This window comes from Bacillus sp. EB V-12, from assembly GCF_056158125.1.
In genome coordinates, this window is the sequence record NZ_JBUXJL010000002.1 from 692,999 (window position 1) to 716,533 (window position 23,535).

Sequence of the window (23,535 nt, forward strand, 5' to 3'; positions counted from 1 at the left end):
GCAGCGGGTAGAGATGGAAAATGAATCAAGAATTTTAATTGTAGATGATGAGGATCGTATTCGTCGTTTATTGAAAATGTACTTAGAAAGAGAACAATATACGATTGAAGAAGCAGATAATGGTGATACAGCTTTAGAAATGGCGTTGCAAAATGATTACGATTTAATCTTATTAGATCTTATGATGCCTGGTAAAGATGGCATTGAAGTATGTAAAGGGGTTCGTGAGAAGAAAGCGACACCAATTATTATGCTGACAGCAAAAGGTGAAGAAGTAAATAGAGTACAAGGATTTGAAGTTGGAACAGATGATTATATTGTAAAGCCATTTAGTCCACGTGAGGTCGTACTACGTGTGAAAGCGGTATTACGTCGTGCTGTACCAACAACATTCTTTACACAAGATACAACGACAAAAGATGTTACTGTATTCCCGCACTTAACAATTGATAACGATGCACACCGTGTTACTGCAGATGGTAATGAAGTAAACTTAACGCCGAAAGAATATGAGTTACTATTATTTTTAGCGAAAGCTCCTGATAAAGTATTCGATCGTGAGCAACTGTTAAAAGAAGTATGGCAATATGAATTCTTCGGAGATTTACGTACAGTTGATACACATGTAAAGCGTTTACGTGAGAAGTTAAGCAAAAAATCACCAGATGCAGCGAAAATGATCGTTACTGTTTGGGGTGTAGGTTACAAATTTGAGGTTGTGAACGACTGATGCTTTGGAGAAGTGTAGTAGGGAAGTTATGGATGACCATATTACTTCTCGTTTCGTTTGTTCTTGGATTTGTTGCGATTTTACTTTCACAGTTTTTTAGAACGTATTATGTTGATATGAGTGAAGCTAGGCTTCAAAAAGTTGCAACAAGTGTTTCAGAGTTAATTGAAGAAGGTGCCGATGTAAAAACGATTGAGAATATCGCTTACAAATTCTCTGACCCACTTTCAAGGATTATTATTGTAGAAGATGGTAAAGAAATCTCTTCTTCACCGAAACAAGAAGGGTTAGTCACTCTTACAATGGATGACTTAAAAGAAGATAAAGAATTAGCGGCTGTGTTTACAGACAAAAAAGAAATTAAGAATAATATTAGAAAAGCGTCTAATAGTAGGAAGAATAAAAACACCGAAAATGATATTATGATCGTCGGAAAACCAGTGCAATCAAAAAATCAAAGTGCAGTGTTCGTATATGAATCTTTACAAGTACCGATACAAGGTATGGAAAGAACAACTGATTTTATTTTCTTATCGGCTGGAATTGCGATTATATTAACAACTTTCTTTGCGTTCTTCTTATCTACTCGGATTACAGCACCGCTTCGTAAAATGCGTGAGGTTGCTTTTGAAGTGTCACGTGGGAAGTTTGATGCAAAGGCTCCTATGGTATCTCAGGATGAGATTGGTGAGCTTGCAACGGCCTTAAATCAAATGGGAAAACAGTTGAAGTTTAATATGAACGCCTTGCAACAAGAAAAAGAGCAGTTAGCAAGTATTTTGAGTAGTATGGCAGATGGGGTTATTACGTTAAATCAAGAAGGTGAAGTCGTTGTAATCAATCCGCCGGCCGAACATTTCTTACAAGTTTGGCAAGAAGAAAAAGAGATAGAGTTAAGTAAAAAATTACCTTCTGAACTTGTGGAATTATTCCATCTCGTTGTAGAAAGCGAACAACAACAAGTTGTTGAAATTAATTTACAAAAAGGAAACTATGTAGTTCTTATGACGCCGCTTTACAATCAAACGAAAATTCGTGGAGCTGTAGCAGTGCTGCGAGATATGACGGAAGAACGTCGTCTTGAAAAGATGCGTCAAGATTTTATTGCGAATGTATCACATGAACTTCGTACACCAATGGTCATGCTGCAAGGGTATAGTGAAGCGATTTTAGATGATATTGTGCAAACGAAAGAGGAAATAGATGAGTTTGTTCAAATTATTTATGATGAATCTGTTCGTTTAGGTAAACTTGTAAATGAATTGTTAGATTTAGCTCGTATGGAAAGCGGTCATGTAGAGTTACATATTGGTGAAGTGGATATACATCCGTTTGTTGAAAAAATTGGTCGTAAATTCCAAGGGATTGCAAAGGATAAAGAGGTCGCGTTAACGGTTGATTTCAAAGATCCAATTGAACAATACCCGTTTGATGCAGATCGTATGGAACAAGTATTGACGAATTTAATTGATAACGCAATACGTCATACGAATGCAGGCGGACATGTAACGCTTGTAATTGATACGAAAAATAACGGTCTTATTTTTGAAGTACAAGATTCGGGTGCAGGCATTCCAGAAGAAGATATTCCATTTTTATTTGATCGTTTCTATAAAGCTGATAAAGCAAGAACACGTGGGAAAAAGGGTGGAACAGGACTCGGGCTTGCGATTGCGAAAAATATTGTTCAAGGCCATGATGGTAAAATTTCTGTATCAAGTGTTGTTGGAGAAGGAACTACATTCTCTGTATATTTACCGAATCGTATAATTTAGATATGCGTTTTTAAAGTTGATAATGAATAAAGTTCTGCTGTTTTTTATTTTTTTGTAAACTCAATTAAATAAAGAATGGTAGAACTTTTTTCTATGTTGCTCGAATTAAAAATAACAAGAGAGGTGCTGTGAAGAAATGAAATTATATACAAAAACAGGAGATAAAGGAACGACAAGTGTAATAGGTGGCAGGGTTGATAAAGATGATATCCGTGTGGAAGCGTATGGAACAATAGACGAGGCAAATTCTCATATTGGATATGCAATGACTAAGCTTCAAGGTGGGGCTTTTATAGATATTTACAATGAGCTCGAAAATATTCAACATGAACTATTTGATTGTGGAGGAGACTTGGCAATAGTGGAACAAAAAATTCCTTATAAAGTGACAATTGAGATGGTTGAAAGTTTAGAAAGAAAGATTGATTTATATATAGAAGAAGCCCCGCCACTAGAACGCTTTATTTTGCCAGGTGGTAGCGAGGCGGCGGCTACTATTCATATTGCACGTACTGTTGTAAGGAGAGCAGAACGCTCTATAGTATCATTGCAAAAAGAAGTGAAAATAAATGAAGTTGTATTAAAGTATGTAAATAGATTATCTGATTATTTGTTTGCGATAGCTCGAGTAATAAATGCCCGATTACAAGTGAAAGATGTGGAGTATAACCGTAGTGCATTAGTTTTTCGTGATAAAAAAGAGAAGGAAGTGGAGTAATTCACTTTCTTTTTTTGTATACTTTTTTCTGTAATATACCAAAATAGAGAAGGTATGGTGGTAATTAGAAAACGGAGGATGTATATGAAAGTTTTAAAATGCGGTGTCATGTTATTGAGTATACTGTTTGTATCTCAATTACATGTTTATGCAGAAGAAAATCGATGGACATGGCCTGTTGAAGGTCAGATAAGTGATTATTTTGGGACAAGGCATGGAAAACACTATGGTATTGATGTAGCTGCGCCGATTGGAACGCCTGTGGCAGCTATCCAAGATGGTAAGGTAACGAGGTCTTATTATTCAAGTAGTTATGGAAATGTTGTATTTATTAAACACGGAGAATATGAGGCTGTATATGCACATTTAAATAAGAGATATGTGAATCAAGGAGATTATATTTCCAAAGGAGAAAAAATTGGAGAAGTAGGGAACACGGGAGAATCGCGAGGTGCGCACTTACATCTAGAACTTCATCAAGGAAGATGGACGATGGCGAAAAAGAATGCGATGAACCCATTGCTTGTTTTAAGTGAACAAAGAAATGAAGTTGTTTCTTCGTCATTATATGTCGTACAAAAAGGCGATACTTTAGTTAGTATTGCACGGAAATTTAGTATGACACTTAAGGAAATTAAAGAAAAAAATGGATTGCAGCAAGAGCTAATTTATCCTAATCAACAATTATATGTTAAGTAAAGGAAACGCCTCAAAAATTAAACTTTGAACAAATTTATGTTCTTCTTAAATAAGATTCAATGTAAATGAAATTATATGGGCGCTTTTGCTAGAACTATTGAGTGAATCAGAGCATCTATATCTAAAAGAAAACCGTCCCAAAATTTATTTTGGGACGGCTTCTTTTACCAAAAAATAAAGACACATATAAATCCAGAAATAGCTAAATAGCTATATAAGTAAAAAACTTTTGTTCTTGTTTTCTCTTTTGTTCGAAACAGTACGATAGTCGGTTCAATTAAACCGATTGTCAAACAAAGTAGGCCAAGAAGCATACAACCAATCGAAATAGAATACAGGGCGATTTGTGGTGCTTGAAATGGAATCATCCATTTTAATAAAAATGCAATAAGTGCAGTGTAACAAATACTACCGATGTATTTATTCAGTGGTGTATTAGAACGAAAACCAGGAAGTTTTTTTAAGAAAGAGCGGGAAACAACTTCTGTTTGTAAAGATGTATGCTCTTCAATAATTTTTTGAGCTTCTTTTCCTTTTTGAAAAAGAGATAAGATCCAATTTCGCTCACCCTGAAAAATAAATTGAGAAGTTGTCAAATAGTGATCAATCTTCACTTTATTCCAACTCTTCCACGGATGACGCTCACACAATTTTAATTTACTTTCTGTTTTTTTATCATACTGATAAATACTGATGCCATCTTCATCGAAAGTAGCATAGTATGTCTCGTTTGAGAATGTGCCTAAATCAATTGGGCAGTAGAAAAGTAATTCTTTTTTTAAGTAAAAGTATTCTTTTCTTAAGTTTTTTTTCATTGCTTCTCGAATAGAATGTCTCTTGTCTTTTTTCATGACATTTCCTCCATAACTCAGAAAATGTTCTTATCTTAACAATTCAATATCTTATCACTTTTAATTATATATGACTAGGTAATTCAAAAGAGAAATGCCGAATAATAAAAAATATGGATTGTATTGTAAAATATCTCGCAATTTATTTTTTGTTACGAAAAATAAATAACTAATTTTAAATAAGTTACAATTTTTTAGTTCACAATGTTATGAGGTTGTTGTATAATGAAGGGGAAAATAGAATATCGGTCTATCTTCGGGGCAGGGTGAAAATCCCGACCGGCGGTGATGAACTATTTATGATTTTGTTCTAAGCCCGCGAGCCGTTAAGGCAGGATTTGGTGTGATTCCAAAGCCGACAGTATAGTCTGGATGGGAGAAGATGGAGGTTCAAGCGTTCAAAAAAGATATGGATTTGAACGTCTGTTTGATGTGCCTTAAATTCTCCCTTTGTGTAAAACACAAAGGGTTTTTTCGTTCTATGAAAAAATAGGCATAGCAGAACCTTTCCACTTTCCATGAGATGATCGATGGAAAAGGAGAGAGAAAGATGAAACAAAAAAACAGTGTAGTGCAGATGGTGAGTGTAGCGATGCTAAGTAGTATTGCATATTTACTAATGATGTTGGATTTCCCGTTCCCAGGGCTTCCGCCATTTTTGAAAATTGATTTTAGTGATGTACCAGCTCTAATTGCGGCAATTATCTTTGGACCAGTAGCAGGAGTGATTGTAGAGGCGATAAAGAACATTTTACATTACGGGATTCAAGGAAGTCTAACGGGAGTACCAGTTGGAGAAATTGCAAACTTTATTGCAGGATGTTTATTTATTGGGCCAGCAGCTTTCTTATTTAGAAAGTATCGTACTGTGAAGAGTTTAACTACAGGATTAATGCTAGGGACAATTACAATGGCACTTATTATGAGTGTATTAAACTACATCATCATATTCCCGGCGTACACTTGGTTTTTAAATTCACCAGCTATGTCTAGCGAAGCTATAAAAACAACGGTTGTAACGGCAATCTTACCATTTAATTTAATTAAAGGGATTGTTGTAACAATTGTATTTGTAGCATTATTCTCACGCCTGAAAGTATGGGTGTTTGCAAAAATGAAAAATGCATAATATATACTAAAACCATTAGTAGTGTGAAACTACTAATGGTTTTTTATTAAGGAAAATAAAATTTAGATACAAAAAACGCCCCTCATCAATAGGAGGGGCGTTTTTTGAAGTTAATAAAAGACTATTCGAATTTTAAAGCGTCTCCGTCGAATGATTCGTCAGCAACTTTAATTGAGTCAGTTGGACAGCCTTCGAATGCATCCATCATATCTTCAATTAATACATCTGGAATTTCAACGATACCTTGGTTATCATCTAATGTTACAAATGCAATACCTTCATCATCATAGTCATAAATGTCTGGTGCAGCAGCGCCACAAGCACCACATGCAATACAAGTATCTTTATCAACGATTGTATATTTTGCCATCTTTTTTCCCTCCTGATAATATGTATGTGAAAAGCTCGCCATAAAAATTATAACCTTATTGTAAAACGGTTTGTAAAACTTTTCAACATAAAATTATAATGATAATGCTTATCAATTAGAGTGTCAACTTATTTTTGAATTATGTCATAAGATTTTCAAAATACGTAAATATGATTTCGTTTGATACAATAGAATATATACAAGTATATAGTTCTTATATGATAAGTTTAATGAGCGACAGTAGATAGTGTAATTGTACTGAAAAGAATGAAGTTAAGATTGGAAGGTGGAAGCGGTCATGCAAATACAATATACTTTGTTGCATTGTTTAAAACAATTGAATGGTGAAAGAACCGTTTCTTCTATTTATTATTTACTAAAGGGCAAACGTTCTTCGCAAACTTTACAAGATGGAAACATGTTCCGAATTTCTTTTTTGTTCGGAATATATAAATCATTAAATAGAAATGACTATGATGGTGAAGTTGCAAAGTTGTTGCAAGCGGATTTTATTCAAGAAATACATGAAAATACATATGTGTTAACACCTACGGGTAAAATGCAGTTACATAAATGGGAGGAAGTTTATGCTTTTCCGGCGCATTTGCATGGTTTACATTATGGTGAATTAGGTGAAACATTTTGGAAAAGATTATCATTAATTATTCAAACCATATCAAATTTACAACAGAATAATACGAGGTTTATTCCAATTCAGCAAGATACAGAAATAATGATGTGGGTGAAACGTTTTCTAACAGGAAGGCCATATAAGAGAAGTGAGTTGGCGAGAAAACTATGGACGGAAGTACATAATCTTTTAGAAAAGAGTAATGCGATAGAAGCGACGATTGTAACATATCGATTAACGGGTTATGAACGCATTGGTTGTACATTGCAACAATTAGCAGAAATTACGAAACAAGATATATTCAGGGTGTATTTTTTATTTTGGGGTACAATACATTTCTTTATACAAGAAGTTCGTGATAAAGAAAATGAATTTCCGCTATTAGCTGAAATTATATCTTATCCAAATGAGAGAGCTGAATTATTTAGTTTATCCACGAAAAAAACATATAATTTTTGGAGACAAGGACGTTCTTTAGAAGAAATAGCGACGATTCGGAATTTAAAGGTTGCAACGATAGAAGATCATTTTGTTGAAATTGCTTTGCGAGAAAAAGATTTTTCTATTGAAATGTTTATGGAAAAAGAAAAGATAGACAAAGTAATAAAAGTAATTGAAGCATTGCAAACGCGGAAGTTACGTGTTTTGAAACAAGCGGTTGGAGAAGATATCTCTTATTTTGAAGTTCGTCTTGTATTAGCGCGGATGGAGGGTGTAAATGAAACTTGAAGAATATTTATATAAGTGGTTTGGATATTCTGAATTTCGTCCAGGTCAAAAAGGAGTAATTACAGATTTATTAGAAGGAAAAGATGTGATAGCAATGCTTCCGACTGGAAGAGGGAAATCTATGTGCTATCAGTTTCCGGGGCTTATGCGAGAAGGAACAGTGCTTGTTGTATCACCGTTATTATCTTTAATGGAAGATCAAGTGACACAATTAAAGTATGTTGTGAAAAACCGAGTGATAGCATTTAATAGTTTTCGGACATTAAATGAAAAAAGAGAAGCGATGAAAAAATTATCTTCATATAAATTTATTTTTGTTTCACCAGAGATGTTGCAGTCGGAGTTATTAATTAGGGAATTGAAGAAAATTCATATTTCATTATTTGTTGTTGATGAGGCTCATTGTATTTCTCAATGGGGTTATGATTTTAGACCGGACTATAAAAAACTAAATGTAGTTATTGAAAATATTGGTTCTCCTACAGTATTAGCATTGACAGCCACAGCGACAAAAGGGGTACTGCAGGATATCGCAGATAGTTTAAATTTAAAGGGTGCCGCGGAACATGTATACTCTATTGATCGTCCTAATATTGCAATGGATGTGCAATTTGTAGAGACGATAGAAGAAAAGAAAGAGGCGCTTTTAGAGCAGGTGATGTATTTACAAGGGCCGGGGATTGTATATTGCTCAAGTAGAGCGTGGACAGAAAGGTTAACGGAATACTTGAGAGGGAAAGGTGTTACTGGTGTAGCTTTTTATCATGGTGGTATGGAACATGAAGAGCGTATGTTAATTCAACAGCAGTTTATGAACGATCAATTGCAACTTGTAATATGCACAAGTGCATTTGGTATGGGGGTAAATAAGGCGAATACGCGATATATTATTCATTTTCATTATCCAACTAATATAGCCTCTTACTTACAAGAAATCGGAAGAGCTGGAAGAGATGGCGAACCGAGTATAGCTATTTTATTATGTAGTCCGTTGGATCATGATTTACCAATTTCAATCATTGAGGATGAATTGCCAAGTAAGTCACAAATAAAATTTTTATTTTCTTTACTACAAGAAAGAATGTTTCAAACGAAGGAATTACCAATAGAAGATGTAGAAGAAATTTGTTATAATGCAGCAAGATTTAATGAGCAATATTGGCGTTTCGTTCGTTATCATCTCGAACAGGTTGGAATTATACAACAACGAAGATTATTATTAGAAGGTTTGTCAGATGAAATCATGAACCGATTAATAGCTGAAGTAGAAATAAGGTTGCGTAATAAATATAGTGAGCTAGAAAATATGAAGTCATGGATACAAGTTAAAGGGTGTAGACGTGAATATGTGCTGCAACAGTTCGGTTATAGGAAAGAGCAAGAGTTAATTAATTGCTGCGATTATTGCGGTATTACCAAAGAAGATTATAAAAAAAGACGAGCGCAACAATCGGATTTCGACTATAATTGGGAAACAGAGTTACAAAAGCTTTTCGGCCTAGAAAAGATGGAGGAATGATGAACATTCAAAGGCATAATGTTGAAGATATGAGTCCGCAGGAAATAAGGCTGAATCTATATATAACACAGTTAATTATTATCGGTATTGGCTGTTTACTGGCATATATATTATTTCAAGATGTAAAAGAAGTCTTTAATTTATGGAAATGGGAACCAGTATCTATACTTATTATAGGTGGTTTGTTAGCGATTGGTATTGTGTTATTAGATTATGTTGCAATGCGAGTGTTTCCGGAGTCTTGGTTTGATGATGGTGGTATTAACGATAAGATGTTTCGAGGAATGTCCGTTCTACACTTACTCGTTATTACGTTCTTGATTGGTTTTGCAGAAGAATTTTTATTTAGAGGTGTAGTACAGACTCATTTTGGAATTGTAATTGCGAGCTTCGTATTTGCAGTGTTACATATTCGTTATATAACAAAGCCATTTTTATTTTGTTTCGTCTGTTTCATTAGTTTTGTCTTTGGTTATGTATTTGAATGGACAGGAAATTTGTTTATAACAATCTTTGCACACTTTCTTGTTGATTTTATAATGGGACTCCAATTAAGAAAATAAATGGAAGGTGGTGGTGAACAACATGAGGAAACGAATTCCTGATTTTGAAGAGGAATTAGAAGTTGAGCGAGTGGAAGAAAAAGAAAGTTTACCGCCGCGTAGTGAAATTCATAGAAATAAAGAGAAAAAACAAAAGTTTAAAATAAATCACATTTTCGTCCGGGTTTTAACATTTCTATTCATTCTTCTGCCGATTAGTATTTTGTGGTACACGGATAAATATATTCAGGTGAAGGGTGATAGTAATAGTGCTGGAAAAAGTGCGTTTGAAGTAATCTTCTTTGATTCAGCTAAATCTGAGTCGCAGAAACATTCTGAAAAAGTAATAACGCATACTGTGAAAGAGGGAGAAACTTTAGAAAGTATAGCGAAGCAATATTTTTCAGATGGAAATGGAATTGAAGTAATTAAAAAGTATAATAACTTGCAGGAAGATGAAGTGAGTGCAGGTCAAGAATTAAAAATTCCGATAAAAGATAAGTCCACAAAGCAAGAAAGCTAGCGAGTTAAGCGATCACAGTTTGTTATAAAAGCCTAGGATTATCTTTATGAGGAGGGAGTCAAAAATATGATATGGATTATATTATTCAGTACTCTCATAGGCATGGGGATTTTATTACTTTTTGTGATGTATAAAGAAGCGATGCGTAATACGGTGTTGGAACATACTTTAGTATTTAAAGAATTTCCGAAAAGTTTTCAAAAAGTAAATGTGTTTTTTATTTCTGATATTCATAGAAGGGTCATTTCGAATTTGTTAATTGAACAAGTAAAAGGAAAAGTAGATCTCGTAATTATCGGAGGAGATTTAGCAGAGAAAGGTGTCTCTTTATCAAAAATCTCTGCGAATATTCAAAAGTTAAGAGAGATAGGTCCTGTATATTTTGTGTGGGGAAACAATGATTATGAGATAGAATATCATGAATTAGATGCGTTATTATTAGAAAATAACGTAAAAGTTTTAGATAATACAAGAGTGGTATTTGAGTCTGAATTAGGAGAGAAAATTTGTTTGCTCGGTATAGATGATGTTGGATTGCACCGTGATCGTCTAGATTTGGCATTGGCGGATTGTAAAGAAGATGGTTTTCGTATCCTAGTTAGTCACAACCCTGATATAATAAAAAAAATGTCTGGAAATGAACAGATTTCACTTGTGTTAAGTGGACATACGCATGGAGGACAAATCCGATTATTCCCATCTAAAAAATATTTAAAAGGTGGCGTATATAACCATTTGAATACGATTCTCTTTGTTAGTAATGGGTATGGAACAACATTGATACCACTTCGTTTCCGAGCACCTGCTCAAACACATATCATTACATTGTGCGGAGGGAAATGATGCCAACTCTTAGTGGGAAATATAATATAAAAGCCGTTTCGAATATAATTGGAGTTCAGCCGAGTACGCTTCGTGCATGGGAAAGACGATATCAAATTATTGCCCCAAAGCGGAATCAAGCTGGGCATCGCTTATATACAGAAGAGCATATTCAAATTTTAAAATGGTTAATGGAAAAAGTTTCTTCCGGTATGATGATTGGACAAGCAGTTCAGTTATTAGAAGAGAATCGTTTGCAGAGTACAGTTCAAAAAGAGATACATTTCGATAAAGAAGTTGTTTTAGTGGACGATTTGCTACAAGCTTTGTTAAAATTTGATGAAATTACAATTGCTGCATTATTAAACGAAGCTTTTAGTATATATTCAACAGAAAAGGTTGTTGCCAGTATCGTTCTTCGAGTGACAGACAAATTATTAACGTCAAAAAATAATAATGAGATTTCAATGGTGCAATTTCAATATGCACTATCATTTTTACAAACGCGTCTAGGGATGGTGTATCACAATGCCTCAATGTTTTCCTCTTTACACAAAGTTATTGTGTTAGAAAAGGATGCATTGAAAGGATTTATTTTTTCAACTTATTTACGCTTAAAAGGATATGAGGCGATATATATTAGGACAAGCTTAGCTGAAGATGGTATGTTATCAGCGGTAGAGGAAATACAGCCGAAATATGTATTTATATCTTTTGCTGACGAACAAGAAATGAAAAAGACGATGAACTTTATAAATGTATTACAAGAAAAAAGGGAATCTCTTTCTGTTGGATTTATCGGAAAGCTAGGCGTTCTAAACCAGTTGGACATTGAAACAATCTTAATTGGTGATACGAAAGAAGAATGGGATGGATGGTTAAAAATGTCGGAATAGTTGTTCGAAAAGAACCATCTATTTTCTATTTCATATAATAAAAATTAGATGCATTGGTTACGTAGGGAGGGTATGAGATGAGGCTGGAACGATTAAATTACAATAAGATAAAAATTTTTCTAACATTTGATGATTTATCTGAACGAGGATTAACGAAAGAAGATTTATGGAGAAATGCACCGAAAGTACAGCAATTATTTCGTGATATGATGCAAGAAGCAAATAAGGAATTAGGGTTTGAAGCAGATGGTCCGATTGCAGTTGAAGTGTTTTCTCTACAAGCACAAGGGATGGTTGTAATTGTAACGAAAGAAAATCAAGAAATGGATACAGATGATGAGTTCCGTGACGAGTTTATTGAAATGCAAGTGACTCTAGATGAAAGTGAGCATATATTATATGAGTTTGCTACGCTAGATGACGTAATTAACCTGTCGAATCGCTTATATAACCTTGGTGTAACTGGCGGAAAGCTATATACGTGGGATGAGCGCTTCTATCTTTGGGTGGAAGAAGAGGAACAAATTCAATTGTTAAAGGCGGATTTTATAGCTATTTTAGCGGAATACGGTAATCCGTCTACAGCAACCATTTATCGCATCATGGAGTACGGTAAAGAATTAATGGATGTTAACGCGATAGAACAAATACACAATTACTTTGTGAAAAAACAAAACCTCAGCTAATACAACATAGCTGAGGTTTTGTTTTTATTTGGAGAAGGGAAGGGAGGATTGTAAATACTCGAACATACTTTTTGAAAATAAAATATGCAGTTTTATGGGAGTGTGGTTGATGGGAATAAAAAATATTTAAATATTTAAGTATTTTACTTTTCTAAAAGTAATAAAAGGACTATAATAATAGTGAAAACGCTTGCAACAGAAAATAGTTTGTATATATTTGTTAGCGTTTTCTATTGCATTCCAAATTTAAGGGTGTATACTAGGCAATGAAGGTTTACTAAACAAGTGAAATTACAGGGGGTTTACTTACTATGGTAGCCGAAAAGGGAACTCAAACAAAAACACAACAACAAAGGGAACAACATTTTGAACTATTGAATTCAACACAAATTGTTATTAGTGAAGCGTTAGAAAAATTGGGTTATCCAAACGAAGTATATGAATTATTAAAAGAACCAATTCGTATGATGACAGTGAAAATACCAGTTCGTATGGATGACGGGACTGTTAAAATATTTACAGGATATCGTGCGCAACATAATGATGCTGTTGGTCCAACGAAAGGTGGAATTCGCTTCCATCCGAATGTAACAGAAAATGAAGTGAAAGCACTTTCAATCTGGATGAGTTTAAAATGTGGTATTGTTGATTTACCATATGGTGGAGGTAAGGGTGGAATTATCTGTGATCCACGTGAAATGTCATTCCGTGAGTTAGAAAGATTAAGCCGCGGTTATGTACGAGCAATTAGCCAAATCGTAGGTCCGACGAAAGATATTCCAGCTCCAGATGTATTCACAAACTCTCAAATTATGGCGTGGATGATGGATGAGTATAGCCGTATTGATGAATTTAATTCACCAGGATTTATTACAGGTAAACCGCTTGTATTAGGTGGATCACATGGACGTGAAACAGCAACAGCGAAAGGTGTAACAATTTGTATTCGCGAAGCTGCTAAAAAACGTGGCATTGATATTAAGGGTGCACGCGTTGTTGTTCAAGGATTCGGTAATGCTGGTAGCTTCTTAGCTAAATTTATGCATGATGCAGGTGCGAAAGTTATTGCAATCTCAGATGCTTACGGCGCGTTACATGATCCAAACGGATTAGATATTGATTATTTATTAGACCGTCGTGATAGCTTCGGTACAGTAACAAAGCTATTTAACAATACAATTTCAAACAAAGAATTGTTAGAACTTGATTGCGATATTTTAGTACCAGCTGCAATTGAGAACCAAATTACAGAAGAAAATGCTAATGATATTAAAGCAAAAATCGTTGTTGAAGCTGCAAATGGTCCAACAACATTAGAAGCGACTAAAATTTTAACAGATCGCGGAATTTTGCTTGTTCCAGACGTGTTAGCAAGTGCTGGTGGTGTAACAGTATCTTACTTTGAGTGGGTACAAAACAACCAAGGTTACTACTGGACTGAAGAAGAAGTAGAACAACGTTTAGAAAAAGTAATGGTAAGATCATTTGATTCTATTTATGAAACAGCACAAGTTCGTAAAGTGAACATGCGCTTAGCGGCGTACATGGTTGGTGTTCGTAAAATGGCTGAAGCAAGCCGCTTCAGAGGTTGGGTATAAAATATTATATCTTGAGAAAACGTGATTTCCTTTCGAGGGAATCACGTTTTTTTGTTGAAGTATTAAATGAGGTGTTGTATATGGAGAATGAAATGCTGGAACGAGTAGAACAATTAGAAGAGAAGGTTAAGAGGTTAGAGGGAGAACTTGCAAGAACGATGAAAGCTCGAAAAATAAGTACCGTTCGGATGTTCGGGGAAGGGCTACTGTTTTTGGTATTTGGTGTGGTTGTAGTAGGGCCGATTATTGCCGTTGTAATCTCGATTTTTACTTGGCTTGCTGAAAAATAAAATAAAATAAAAATAAAAAGAACGCTTGTTCTATACGAACAAACGTGCTATACTCTCCTTAGATAAACAAAACGGAAATGATTTTAAGGAGAGATAAATGATGAAAATGACAGTAGACCAAAGATTTATGATGCCAGCAGATGTTGTAGAGCGAGTGGAAGTATTACGAAACAAACAAAGCAAGCGTGGCACATTATTACAATCGGTAAATAAATTTTTCGGTTTAGATACGAAAGAAGATTGTGTTTGGTTTTACGGTTTTTATGGAGTGGCTGTAAGTATCTTGTTGTTTATGGTGTTCACTTCAAATATTTTCGATTTTCTCTTCGCGTAAGAAATATGCGATAAGGACATTGCTACCGAATACATATATAAGGAAGTAAGGTAATCTTCTAGAGCGGGAGTTGGTAGCAATGGCGATGTTTCCTATAGAGCGCAACTATATTGGATATGGAAGTTCACGACCGGGGATTCCTCTGACTAAAGTGAGATTTATTGTAAGCCATGATACGGGGAATCCTGGAAGCAATGCGATAGGGAATCGAGATTACTTTAATGAATTACAACCGAAAGCTTCGGCGCATACATTTATAGATGATAAAACAATATTGGAGATTATTCCTATAAATGAAGTTGCGTATCATGTTCGATATGGTGTGCCGACGGATAATGACTTATATGGCTATGACGCGAATAAGGCGGCCATTGGAGTGGAACTTTGTTATGGTGGTGATGTTAACTTTTGGGAAGCATATAATCGTTTTACATGGTATCATGCGTATTTATGCCAAAACTTTGGCTTAAATCCGAAAAAAGATATCGTGTCACATAAAACGCTTGATCCAGCTAGAAAGATTGATCCTGAGAATGTATTAGGGAAACAAGGTATTAAATTTCAGCAGTTTTTAGCAGATGTCTATCGGATGTACGTTTCGTTTAGATGACAAATATATGAAAAATGAATACAATAAAGATAGGTGCCTACTGCTGTAAGTAGGTTTTTTCTTGTTTTTATAAATAGTGTATTGGTAGAAGACTAGGAGTGGACGAGTATGCAGAAAGAAACAGTTATTATAATCGGAGGCGGTCCGTGCGGATTAGCGGCTGCAATTTCGTTGCAAAAGGTAGGGATAAATCCGTTAGTAATTGAAAAAGGAAACATTGTAAATGCCATTTATAATTATCCAACTCATCAAACATTTTTCTCTTCTAGTGAAAAATTAGAAATTGGTGATGTAGCTTTTATTACAGAAAATCGTAAGCCAGTTCGAAATCAAGCGCTTGCGTATTATCGTGAAGTAGTAAGACGTAAATCTGTACGTGTAAATGCTTTTGAGCGAGTGGAGAAAGTTCAAAAAGATGGAGAAGTTTTTCAGGTTGAGACGACAAAGCGTGACGGAAGTAAGGAAATATATATAGCGAAATATATTGTTGTAGCAACTGGATATTATGATAATCCAAATTATATGAATGTTCCAGGTGAGGAATTGAAGAAAGTAGCTCACTATTTTAAAGAGGGGCATCCTTATTTTGATCGAGATGTAGTAGTTATAGGTGGGAAAAACTCGAGTGTAGATGCCGCGTTAGAACTTGTTAAATCTGGTGCACGTGTAACGGTACTGTATCGTGGAAGTGAGTATTCACCAAGCGTAAAGCCTTGGATTTTGCCGGAATTTGAGGCGTTAGTACGAAATGGTACAATTCAAATGCATTTTGGGGCTCATGTGAAAGAAATTACTGAGCATACATTAACGTTTACAGTTGATGGTGAAGCTCTTACAATCAAAAACGATTTTGTATTTGCGATGACTGGTTATCATCCTGATCATAGCTTCTTAACGAAGATGGGTGTTCAGATTGATGAAGAAACAGGACGTCCAATTTATACAGAGGATAGAATGGAAACGAATGCTGAAAATATTTTCATTGCAGGTGTCATTGCTGCTGGAAATAATGCAAATGAAATATTTATCGAGAACGGAAGATTTCATGGAGATGCGATTGCGCAAACCATTGCATCAAGAGAAAAATAAAAAGGAGCTGTCGGGAAAACCTCGACAGCTCCTTTTTATTCGTGCATAAACATATTTTGAATGGATTCATGAGAATTTGTATTCTCTAATGCAACAAGTAATTTAATGCGTGCTTTTTGTGCATTTAAGCCGTATGTGAATACAATGCCCATATCTTTTAAGTGTTTACCGCCACCTTCATACGAATATACGTCTTGAACGATACCGTTGAAACAGCGAGAAACTAATACGACAGGAATACCTCTATTTAATAATCTTTCTAGACTAGGTAGTGTTCTTGGAGGGAGATTACCTTGTCCAAGAGCTTCGATAACAATGCCGTCTACAGGAAGATTTTCGATTGCTGCTAATAATGTATCATCCATGCCAGCATATGCTTTTAGAACAACTACATTTTTAGACACTTTGTTTATCGTATATGTTTCGTGATGTACTAAAGCGTGATGGAAGACAACGCCGCGTTTTGTTACCATTCCAATTGGTCCGTATTGTGGGCTTTGGAATGTTGCAACATTACTTGTATGTGTTTTCGTTACATTTGTAGCGCAATGAATTTCGTCGTTTAATACGACTAAAACACCTTTTTCTGCAGCTTCATCACAACTAGCAACTTTTACAGCTGATAAGAAGTTATATAGACCATCAGCACCTAACTCATTGCTAGAGCGCATTGCACCTGTCACTACGATCGGAATAGTTGCTTGTACTGTTAAATCTAAGAAATAAGCTGTTTCTTCTAATGTATCCGTGCCATGCGTAATGACTACGCCATGAATGTTGTCTTGTTTTACTCTTTCATCAATGATGACTTGTAATTGTAACATTTCGCTCGGTGTCATATGAGGAGATGGTAGGTGGAACACATCTTCAACGATTAAATCAACATCGCCTTCTAAATCAGGAATGAATTTTAAAAGAGGATTTTTTTCACCTGGTTGTACGACCCCAGTTTCTTTATCTTCCTCCATTGCAATTGTTCCACCTGTGTGTAAAACTAGGATTCTTTTCAATGCTTATACCCCTTTCAAGTAAAAAAATACATTTAGAACATAACATGTTTTGAGTAAATTCGACAATGGAAATGTATAAAAGTATGCCTCGAAAATGACAATAAAATTAACTGCTATATGTACGATGTATAAAATTATGAAACGAAATGTGCAAATATAGTATAGGAGGGAAGAATTCCGGTGAAAAAGATGGAGAGAATTTTTATTCGTATATTAATAATACAATTCATTTGTCTTTCTGTTGTGCAATTGTTATTTATACATAAGTCATCAGTGAAATATTTATCTAAAATTGTTTATTATGAAGGTGTCATGGTAAAAAACAAAGTGGAAATCTTGCAGGTGAATAGGTAGTTTTCATTTTCTTCTATGAAGGATTATGCTACAATAATTGAGGATTTAATGACGTGAAGCAAATGAGAAGAAGCAGGGTGAACACCTGCTTTTCGTTTTGTTTTATAAGTGAAAAAATGAGGTGTTACAATGGATAAACGAATTTCAATTGCTATAGATGGTCCAGCAGCTGCTGGGAAAAGTACAGTGGCAAAAGTTGTTGCGAAGGAACTTTCTTACGTTTATATTGATACAGGCGCAATGTACCGTACGCTTACATATGCAGCCCTTGAACAAAAAGTAGACATTGAAAATGAAGAGCAGTTAATGGAAGTTGTAAAGAATGTAAATATTGAGTTTCAGCAAGGAGAAAATACACAGCTTGTATTTTTAAATGGACAAGATGTTTCTGAAGTAATTCGTACACCTGATGTGACGAATCGAGTATCTATTGTAGCGAAACATCGCCTTGTTCGTGAAGAAATGGTACGTCGTCAGCAAGAGTTAGCGAAAAAAGGCGGCGTTGTAATGGACGGCCGTGATATTGGTACACATGTATTACCGGATGCTGAAGTGAAAATCTTTATGCTTGCTTCTGTTGAAGAAAGAGCGGAAAGAAGACATTTAGAAAATTTAAATAAAGGTTTCGATTCTAATTTAGAGCAGCTAAAAGAAGAAATTGCTCAGCGTGATAAATTAGATTCAGAACGCGAAGTTTCTCCACTAAAAAAGGCTGATGATGCATTGGAATTAGATACGACTTCTTTATCAATTGAAGAAGTTGTCCAAAAAATTATGAGCATTGTTTCTGGAGTGTTTGCGAAATAAAGAAAGGGGATAGTCCTCTTTCTTTTTTTGTTTAAATAGAAATGTAAAGGATACGTGAATTGTGAGTCTCTTTCCTTGACAAATGAGCTGATTTGTAAGAAGTTAGTTAAAGAGGAATGAAACTGTCAGAATATATTCGCTATTATATTTCAAAACATACTTTTTTCAAGCTGGTTTTGCTGTATACTATTTATATAGGTTTAATATATTTTCTTGTGAATGTTATTGAAAAAGAGTATGTGATGAGAAATTCTTAAACATGCAAATGAAAACTTTGTTTTCATTTCGTATATACATAAAAAATGCTTTGTCAATTCTGTAGGGAGGTATTTCCATGGTAGAGAAAATGAATGAAGAAGTTATGGATTCAAAAGAATTACAAGTTGGTGACGTTGTTACAGGTTCTGTAACGAAGGTTGAAGAGAAACAAGTGCTTGTAAATGTTGGATACAAAACAGATGGCGTAATTCCAATTAGTGAATTAGCTAACGTTCATATTGAAAAAGCAAGCGATGTTGTAGAATTAGATCAAACACTAGAGTTGAAAATTATTAAATTAGAAGAAGATGATCTTGTCTTATCTAAACGTGCTGTTGATGCAGAAAAAGCATGGGTAGAACTACAAGAGAAATTTACTTCTGGTCATGTATTTGATGTTACTGTAAAAGATATTGTGAATGGCGGATTAGTTGTGGACCTTGGTGTTCGCGGTTTTATTCCAGCTTCACTTGTAGAAGTACATTATGTAGAAGACTTTACTGACTATAAAGGTAAAACATTAGCGGTGAAAATTGTTGAATTAGACCGTGAAAAAAATCGTGTAATCCTTTCGCATAAAGCGGTAGTAGAATTAGAACTAGATTCTAAGAAAAAAGAAGCAATTTCTTCATTAAAAGAAGGGGACGTTGTTGAAGGAACAGTACAACGATTAACTGACTTTGGCGCATTCGTTAACGTTGGTGGAGTGGACGGTTTAGTTCACATTTCACAAATTTCACACGAACGTGTAGAGCAACCTTCTGAAGTGTTAGAGCAAGGTCAAAAGGTTAAGGTAAAGGTGTTATCTGTTGATGCTGATACACAACGTATTTCTTTATCAATTAAAGCAGCTCAACCAGGACCTTGGGAAAACGTTGCTGGCGAAATAAAAGCTGGAGATATTCGTGAGGGAGTAGTAAAACGCCTTGTTACATTTGGTGCATTCGTTGAGATTTTACCGGGCGTTGAAGGGCTTGTACACGTATCTCAAATTGCAAATCGTCACGTGAAAAATCCGAATGAAGTATTGGAAATGGGACAAGAAGTAAAAGTGAAAGTACTTGAAGTTCACGTAGCAGAGAAACGTATTTCTTTAAGTATAAAAGAAGCGCTTGAGGAAAATAATGTAACTGAAGATTATAGTCAGTATGAGCCAAATGCTGATTCTGCTACTTTCCAATTAAGTGATATTATTGGTGAACAACTGAAAAAATTAAAGAAATAATGAGGGGTACAAGTGGTAAGGGCAAAACGTAAATTAGATCATATTGAATACGCTCTTTCTACTGGTCAGTCTCGTACGCATGGCTTTCATGATATTGATTTTGTGCATCAAAGCTTGCCAAATTCAAATTATGACACAATAACATGTGAAACAAAAATCGGCGAACTTTCACTAAGTTCGCCGATTTTTATCAATGCGATGACTGGTGGTGGAGGAGAGAAAACGTTACATATTAATGAGCAATTAGCATATGTAGCGAAACATCATAACCTTGCTATGGCTGTAGGTTCGCAAATGGCGGCGTTAAAAGATGAAAGTGAAGCTGCTTCTTATAAGGTGATTAGAAAGGTAAACCCAAATGGTATTTTCTTTGCTAATTTAGGTAGTGAGGCAACTATCGAGCAGGCAGAGCGCGCCGTTGATATGATTGAAGCGAATGCATTACAAATTCATTTAAATGTCATACAAGAGTTAACGATGCCAGAAGGAGACCGTGATTTTACTGGAGTACTTCAGCGCATTGAGAAAATTGTTTTAAATAGTAAAGTTCCTATCATTGTAAAAGAAGTTGGATTTGGGATGAGTAAGGAAACAATGCAACAGTTAGTGAACGTAGGTGTAACAGCAATTGATATTGGTGGGCAAGGTGGTACGAATTTTGCTGCTGTTGAAAACGAAAGAAGACAGCGAATGCTTTCTTATTTTAATAACTGGGGCATACAAACAGCAACCTCGATTATTGAAGCAACCACTACAAATAATAACCTCTCTTTTATTGCATCTGGGGGTATACAAACAGCGCTTGACGTAGCGAAAGCAATCGCATTAGGGGCGAATACAACTGCGTTTGCTGGTTATTTTTTACGTATTTTAATGCAAGATGGTATCGAGAAGTTAGTAGATGAAATTGAGCTTCTACATACAGATTTGAAATTTATAATGGCAGCTCTTGGTGCGAAGACGATAGAAGAGTTGCAATCTGTACCTCTTGTTGTAAAGGGTGAAACATATCATTGGTTAATGCAGCGTGGTATTGATACTGCGCATTATAGTAGGAGATAAAAAATCAACCATTCGGTTGATTTTTTTTTGTTCTATTCTTTTTCGTAATATAAAGTGGAGAATGGAATTAGCATTATATAAAAATATCATTTCGTAAAAATTGTAATTGAAAAAGGGTTGAAAAATGTAGATGGTGTGTTGTCGAATTACTGGAGAGAACTTAATTTTTAATGGGAATAGGTGAAGGTAAAAAGAAGTAATGGGAGGATATAGTGCGCGAAATATTATTTCAATATAAATAGAAATCATTAAACTGATTATGTAAAAGACGGTTTCGTACAATATAGAAACCGTCTTTTGGTATTAATTAGTGCTGGTTTTGTTTTCGAGCCTGTTCTGGTGTATCAAGTCCAGTTGCACCTGGATATTGTAGTGATTGATCACGATCGGATTCAACGCGGCGTGATTCTCGTAGTTTTCGTTCTTGGCGATCTTTACCCATAATGAATAACACCTCCTTGTTAAAAGTGTTGCTGTTATAAGAAAAAACTATGCGTAAATAAAGTGGATTAACTTTCATAAAAAGTTCCCATAATGGAAAACATAGGAGGTGAAGTTGATGGATGGAAGTACTTTTTATTTTGTAGCTTGGATAGGGTGGATCATTGTAACCTTTTTTATGAAAAAGGACCCTATCCGGTGGAAGTTAGGCGCTTGTATACTGATTTTTATAATTTGCTCTCCGTTACATGTAACGATTGCCTCATTCGTGGTATCAGTAAATGCTCTTTTACTTTGTATTATTTCTTTTATAGGGATCACGCTATATTCTGTCTGGAAAAAAGTGTATAGCTTACTTTCGGCACTTATTATTGCAATGTTATATACAAGTTTTCATCTGTTAGAAATATATGATCCGATTTGGATTGTGGTGGATAGAGTGTTTCTGCTAAGTAGTGCTCTTGTGTATGCATCGGTGTTATTGCATGGGGATCGCATATTACGATTATGTTCTCTATATGTAGGGATGTTACAAGGAGAGCTGCTAGTGACATTTATTTTTAGGAAATTGAATTTTCCATATGATTACGGTAGTTTAGCATTTTTTGATATCGTCGCCATTTCTACATTATTCATGGCAATATTGTTTTGGATTGCAAAAGCATCAGTATACATGGAACGGTTTAAGAGAAAAATACGTAAAAGAAAGGCGAGGGTAATACATGACTGAATATACACCAGCCATTTTATGCGGCGTAATAGCGGGGACAGTTACAAGGGTGCTAATGCTTCGGACGGATACGCGGCAATATCCGACGAGGCTACATGGGAAAATTATTCATATTGCAATGGGGTTAATTGCAGCTGCTTTAGGAGCGATTGCAATCCCGTCTATTTTGAAAAAAGATTTTTCTGCCATTACATTTCTTACATTAGCAGCGACACAATTTCGTGATGTACGTAATATGGAAAGAAATACGCTTCAACAATTAGATGGGTATGAGCTCGTACCGCGTGGAAATACATACATTGAAGGAATTGCATTGGTTTTTGAAAGTCGCAACTATTTGGCAATGTTAACGTCGTTTGCAACGACGTTTGCGTATATAGGATTCCGTTCATGGATTGCAGGAGTAATTATGGCTATAATCGCATTTTTTATCGCGAAAAAATTAATGTCTGGTAAAAGGCTACATGATCTTGTTGAAATTGAGCACGTTCCGCTTCGTTTTGAAGGAGCAGGGCTTTATATTGACAATATTTACATTATGAATATTGGATTGCCAGCAAGACAAGAAGAAATTATGAAATATGGTATGGGTTTTATTTTAAAGCCGAAATCAATTGATGCGATGGTTACAATCTCAAATTTAGGGCAACGACAAGCTATTTTACACGATGTTTCAGTAGCGTTAGGGATTTATAGAGATTCTGGTACACCAGCGCTTGTACCGTTAGCAAAGCGTGATTTAGAGGATGGCAGGGTTGGGATTTTTGTCCTGCCGCAAGATCAAGATGCAGAGAAAGCGATAGGTGTCATAGGAAATGTACCAACGTTAGAAAGTGCTGTCCATATGTCATCGGAAGCCCCAAAAGGAAGGGGAGATAAGAGATGATGTTAGAAAGTGTTATTCTGGCAGTTATAACAACGACTCCAGAAAAATTTGCAGGTGGTGCTCCTTTATTCGTTTGCGAATCGACGGAGGAACTAGAATTTGTTGCAAATAATTTAGAAGCAATTTTAGATGGTATTGCACATCGCTTACAAGAGAATGTATATATTATTGTGAAACATTAGCAACGTGTGTTATAATGTGAGGTGTTTTGATACGTTGAG

Annotated in this window: 28 protein-coding genes and 1 riboswitch; of the genes, 24 read left to right on the forward strand and 4 right to left on the reverse strand. The window is 35.2% G+C overall.

Annotated features, from left to right (window positions below; all coding sequences use genetic code 11):
* Nucleotides 1–13: 13 nt before the first annotated feature.
* The 4 genes from resD (at nt 14) to ACZDYH_RS10225 (ending at nt 3,922) form a co-directional block, all read left to right on the forward strand.
* Nucleotides 14–730: a DNA-binding response regulator ResD gene (gene resD, locus ACZDYH_RS10210; protein ID WP_000426861.1), complete on the forward strand. Its 717-nt coding sequence runs from the start codon at nt 14–16 to the stop codon at nt 728–730.
* Nucleotides 730–2,505 (forward strand): sensor histidine kinase ResE, encoded by a 1,776-nt coding sequence (gene resE, locus ACZDYH_RS10215; RefSeq protein ID WP_000964673.1) that lies wholly within the window; start codon nt 730–732, stop codon nt 2,503–2,505. The genes resD and resE overlap by 1 nt, the downstream gene beginning before the upstream one ends.
* Before the next feature lie 136 nt (nt 2,506–2,641).
* Nucleotides 2,642–3,223, forward strand: a complete 582-nt coding sequence (locus ACZDYH_RS10220) for a cob(I)yrinic acid a,c-diamide adenosyltransferase (protein ID WP_000781266.1) — start codon at nt 2,642–2,644, stop codon at nt 3,221–3,223.
* Between the two features lie 84 nt (nt 3,224–3,307).
* Entirely contained in the window at nt 3,308–3,922 is a 615-nt protein-coding gene (locus ACZDYH_RS10225; RefSeq protein WP_000866119.1) for a peptidoglycan DD-metalloendopeptidase family protein, read from the forward strand.
* A 164-nt stretch (nt 3,923–4,086) separates the two neighbouring features.
* Here ACZDYH_RS10225 and ACZDYH_RS10230 read toward each other — a convergent pair whose 3' ends face one another.
* Complete coding sequence (locus tag ACZDYH_RS10230) at nt 4,087–4,773, reverse strand: hypothetical protein (protein ID WP_000710837.1); 687 nt, start codon at nt 4,771–4,773, stop codon at nt 4,087–4,089.
* Between the two features lie 248 nt (nt 4,774–5,021).
* Nucleotides 5,022–5,161, forward strand: a riboswitch (FMN riboswitch).
* Nucleotides 5,162–5,323: 162 nt separating this feature from the next.
* Here ACZDYH_RS10230 and ACZDYH_RS10235 point away from each other — a divergent pair.
* Nucleotides 5,324–5,902: an ECF transporter S component gene (locus ACZDYH_RS10235; RefSeq protein ID WP_000810855.1), complete on the forward strand. Its 579-nt coding sequence runs from the start codon at nt 5,324–5,326 to the stop codon at nt 5,900–5,902.
* 121 nt (nt 5,903–6,023) lie between these two features.
* On the opposite strand, the gene ACZDYH_RS10240 is transcribed toward ACZDYH_RS10235, so the two are convergent.
* Complete coding sequence (locus ACZDYH_RS10240; protein ID WP_001151993.1) at nt 6,024–6,272, reverse strand: ferredoxin; 249 nt, start codon at nt 6,270–6,272, stop codon at nt 6,024–6,026.
* Nucleotides 6,273–6,570: 298 nt separating this feature from the next.
* Here ACZDYH_RS10240 and ACZDYH_RS10245 point away from each other — a divergent pair, with 298 nt between their 5' ends.
* The 12 genes from ACZDYH_RS10245 (at nt 6,571) to ACZDYH_RS10300 (ending at nt 16,541) form a co-directional block, all read left to right on the forward strand.
* On the forward strand, nt 6,571–7,632 hold the full coding sequence (locus ACZDYH_RS10245) for a YpbB family protein (protein ID WP_001167004.1): 1,062 nt from the start codon (nt 6,571–6,573) through the stop codon (nt 7,630–7,632).
* Nucleotides 7,622–9,151, forward strand: coding sequence for an ATP-dependent DNA helicase RecQ (gene recQ / locus ACZDYH_RS10250; RefSeq protein ID WP_048655803.1), 1,530 nt, complete (start codon nt 7,622–7,624; stop codon nt 9,149–9,151). Before ACZDYH_RS10245 ends, recQ begins: the two co-directional genes overlap by 11 nt.
* Nucleotides 9,151–9,714, forward strand: a complete 564-nt coding sequence (locus tag ACZDYH_RS10255) for a CPBP family intramembrane glutamic endopeptidase (RefSeq protein ID WP_001025780.1) — start codon at nt 9,151–9,153, stop codon at nt 9,712–9,714. Before recQ ends, ACZDYH_RS10255 begins: the two co-directional genes overlap by 1 nt.
* 22 nt (nt 9,715–9,736) lie before the next feature.
* The gene (locus tag ACZDYH_RS10260) at nt 9,737–10,216 is read left to right on the forward strand and encodes a LysM peptidoglycan-binding domain-containing protein (RefSeq protein WP_166694839.1); all 480 of its coding nucleotides are present in this window, start codon (nt 9,737–9,739) and stop codon (nt 10,214–10,216) included.
* 66 nt (nt 10,217–10,282) lie between these two features.
* Nucleotides 10,283–11,059, forward strand: a complete 777-nt coding sequence (locus ACZDYH_RS10265) for a metallophosphoesterase (protein WP_000637791.1) — start codon at nt 10,283–10,285, stop codon at nt 11,057–11,059.
* A complete protein-coding gene (locus tag ACZDYH_RS10270; RefSeq protein ID WP_025709291.1) occupies nt 11,059–11,934 on the forward strand; it encodes a MerR family transcriptional regulator in 876 nt (291 codons plus the stop codon). Before ACZDYH_RS10265 ends, ACZDYH_RS10270 begins: the two co-directional genes overlap by 1 nt.
* A 77-nt stretch (nt 11,935–12,011) precedes the next feature.
* Entirely contained in the window at nt 12,012–12,620 is a 609-nt protein-coding gene (locus ACZDYH_RS10275) for a genetic competence negative regulator (RefSeq protein ID WP_001235402.1), read from the forward strand.
* A 311-nt stretch (nt 12,621–12,931) separates the two neighbouring features.
* A complete protein-coding gene (gene gudB / locus ACZDYH_RS10280; RefSeq protein ID WP_000225173.1) occupies nt 12,932–14,218 on the forward strand; it encodes an NAD-specific glutamate dehydrogenase in 1,287 nt (428 codons plus the stop codon).
* A gap of 80 nt (nt 14,219–14,298) precedes the next feature.
* Entirely contained in the window at nt 14,299–14,508 is a 210-nt protein-coding gene (locus tag ACZDYH_RS10285) for a hypothetical protein (protein WP_000426763.1), read from the forward strand.
* Nucleotides 14,509–14,605: 97 nt separating this feature from the next.
* The gene (locus ACZDYH_RS10290) at nt 14,606–14,842 is read left to right on the forward strand and encodes a DUF3961 domain-containing protein (protein ID WP_001983018.1); all 237 of its coding nucleotides are present in this window, start codon (nt 14,606–14,608) and stop codon (nt 14,840–14,842) included.
* Between the two features lie 79 nt (nt 14,843–14,921).
* On the forward strand, nt 14,922–15,452 hold the full coding sequence (locus tag ACZDYH_RS10295; protein WP_001240655.1) for a peptidoglycan recognition protein family protein: 531 nt from the start codon (nt 14,922–14,924) through the stop codon (nt 15,450–15,452).
* A gap of 108 nt (nt 15,453–15,560) precedes the next feature.
* On the forward strand, nt 15,561–16,541 hold the full coding sequence (locus tag ACZDYH_RS10300; RefSeq protein ID WP_434713900.1) for a YpdA family putative bacillithiol disulfide reductase: 981 nt from the start codon (nt 15,561–15,563) through the stop codon (nt 16,539–16,541).
* 35 nt (nt 16,542–16,576) lie between these two features.
* Here the strand turns inward: ACZDYH_RS10300 and ansA are convergent, their stop codons facing one another.
* Nucleotides 16,577–17,551: an asparaginase gene (gene ansA / locus ACZDYH_RS10305; RefSeq protein ID WP_000822010.1), complete on the reverse strand. Its 975-nt coding sequence runs from the start codon at nt 17,549–17,551 to the stop codon at nt 16,577–16,579.
* Nucleotides 17,552–17,731: 180 nt separating this feature from the next.
* On the opposite strand from ansA, the gene ACZDYH_RS10310 reads away from it, so the two are divergent.
* From ACZDYH_RS10310 to ACZDYH_RS10325, 4 genes are all read left to right on the forward strand, one after another.
* The gene (locus ACZDYH_RS10310) at nt 17,732–17,905 is read left to right on the forward strand and encodes a YpfB family protein (protein ID WP_000738057.1); all 174 of its coding nucleotides are present in this window, start codon (nt 17,732–17,734) and stop codon (nt 17,903–17,905) included.
* Nucleotides 17,906–18,034: 129 nt separating this feature from the next.
* Nucleotides 18,035–18,712 carry a (d)CMP kinase gene (gene cmk, locus ACZDYH_RS10315; protein ID WP_000361252.1) on the forward strand — a complete coding sequence of 226 codons (678 nt, stop codon included), beginning with the start codon at nt 18,035–18,037 and terminating at the stop codon, nt 18,710–18,712.
* Nucleotides 18,713–19,046: 334 nt separating this feature from the next.
* On the forward strand, nt 19,047–20,195 hold the full coding sequence (gene rpsA, locus ACZDYH_RS10320) for a 30S ribosomal protein S1 (protein WP_000229559.1): 1,149 nt from the start codon (nt 19,047–19,049) through the stop codon (nt 20,193–20,195).
* A gap of 12 nt (nt 20,196–20,207) precedes the next feature.
* Entirely contained in the window at nt 20,208–21,257 is a 1,050-nt protein-coding gene (locus tag ACZDYH_RS10325; protein WP_434713903.1) for a type 2 isopentenyl-diphosphate Delta-isomerase, read from the forward strand.
* A gap of 307 nt (nt 21,258–21,564) precedes the next feature.
* On the opposite strand, the gene ACZDYH_RS10330 is transcribed toward ACZDYH_RS10325, so the two are convergent.
* Nucleotides 21,565–21,699, reverse strand: coding sequence for a YpzI family protein (locus ACZDYH_RS10330; RefSeq protein WP_000513900.1), 135 nt, complete (start codon nt 21,697–21,699; stop codon nt 21,565–21,567).
* 117 nt (nt 21,700–21,816) lie between these two features.
* Between ACZDYH_RS10330 and ACZDYH_RS10335 the strand changes: the two genes are divergently transcribed.
* The 3 genes from ACZDYH_RS10335 to ACZDYH_RS10345 are packed head-to-tail and all read left to right on the forward strand — an operon-like array spanning nt 21,817 to nt 23,496.
* Nucleotides 21,817–22,428 (forward strand): YphA family membrane protein, encoded by a 612-nt coding sequence (locus ACZDYH_RS10335; RefSeq protein WP_474886298.1) that lies wholly within the window; start codon nt 21,817–21,819, stop codon nt 22,426–22,428.
* Nucleotides 22,421–23,314, forward strand: a complete 894-nt coding sequence (locus ACZDYH_RS10340) for a YIEGIA family protein (RefSeq protein ID WP_000141596.1) — start codon at nt 22,421–22,423, stop codon at nt 23,312–23,314. Before ACZDYH_RS10335 ends, ACZDYH_RS10340 begins: the two co-directional genes overlap by 8 nt.
* On the forward strand, nt 23,311–23,496 hold the full coding sequence (locus ACZDYH_RS10345; protein ID WP_000979059.1) for a capping complex subunit for YIEGIA: 186 nt from the start codon (nt 23,311–23,313) through the stop codon (nt 23,494–23,496). The genes ACZDYH_RS10340 and ACZDYH_RS10345 overlap by 4 nt, the downstream gene beginning before the upstream one ends.
* Nucleotides 23,497–23,535 lie beyond the last annotated feature (39 nt).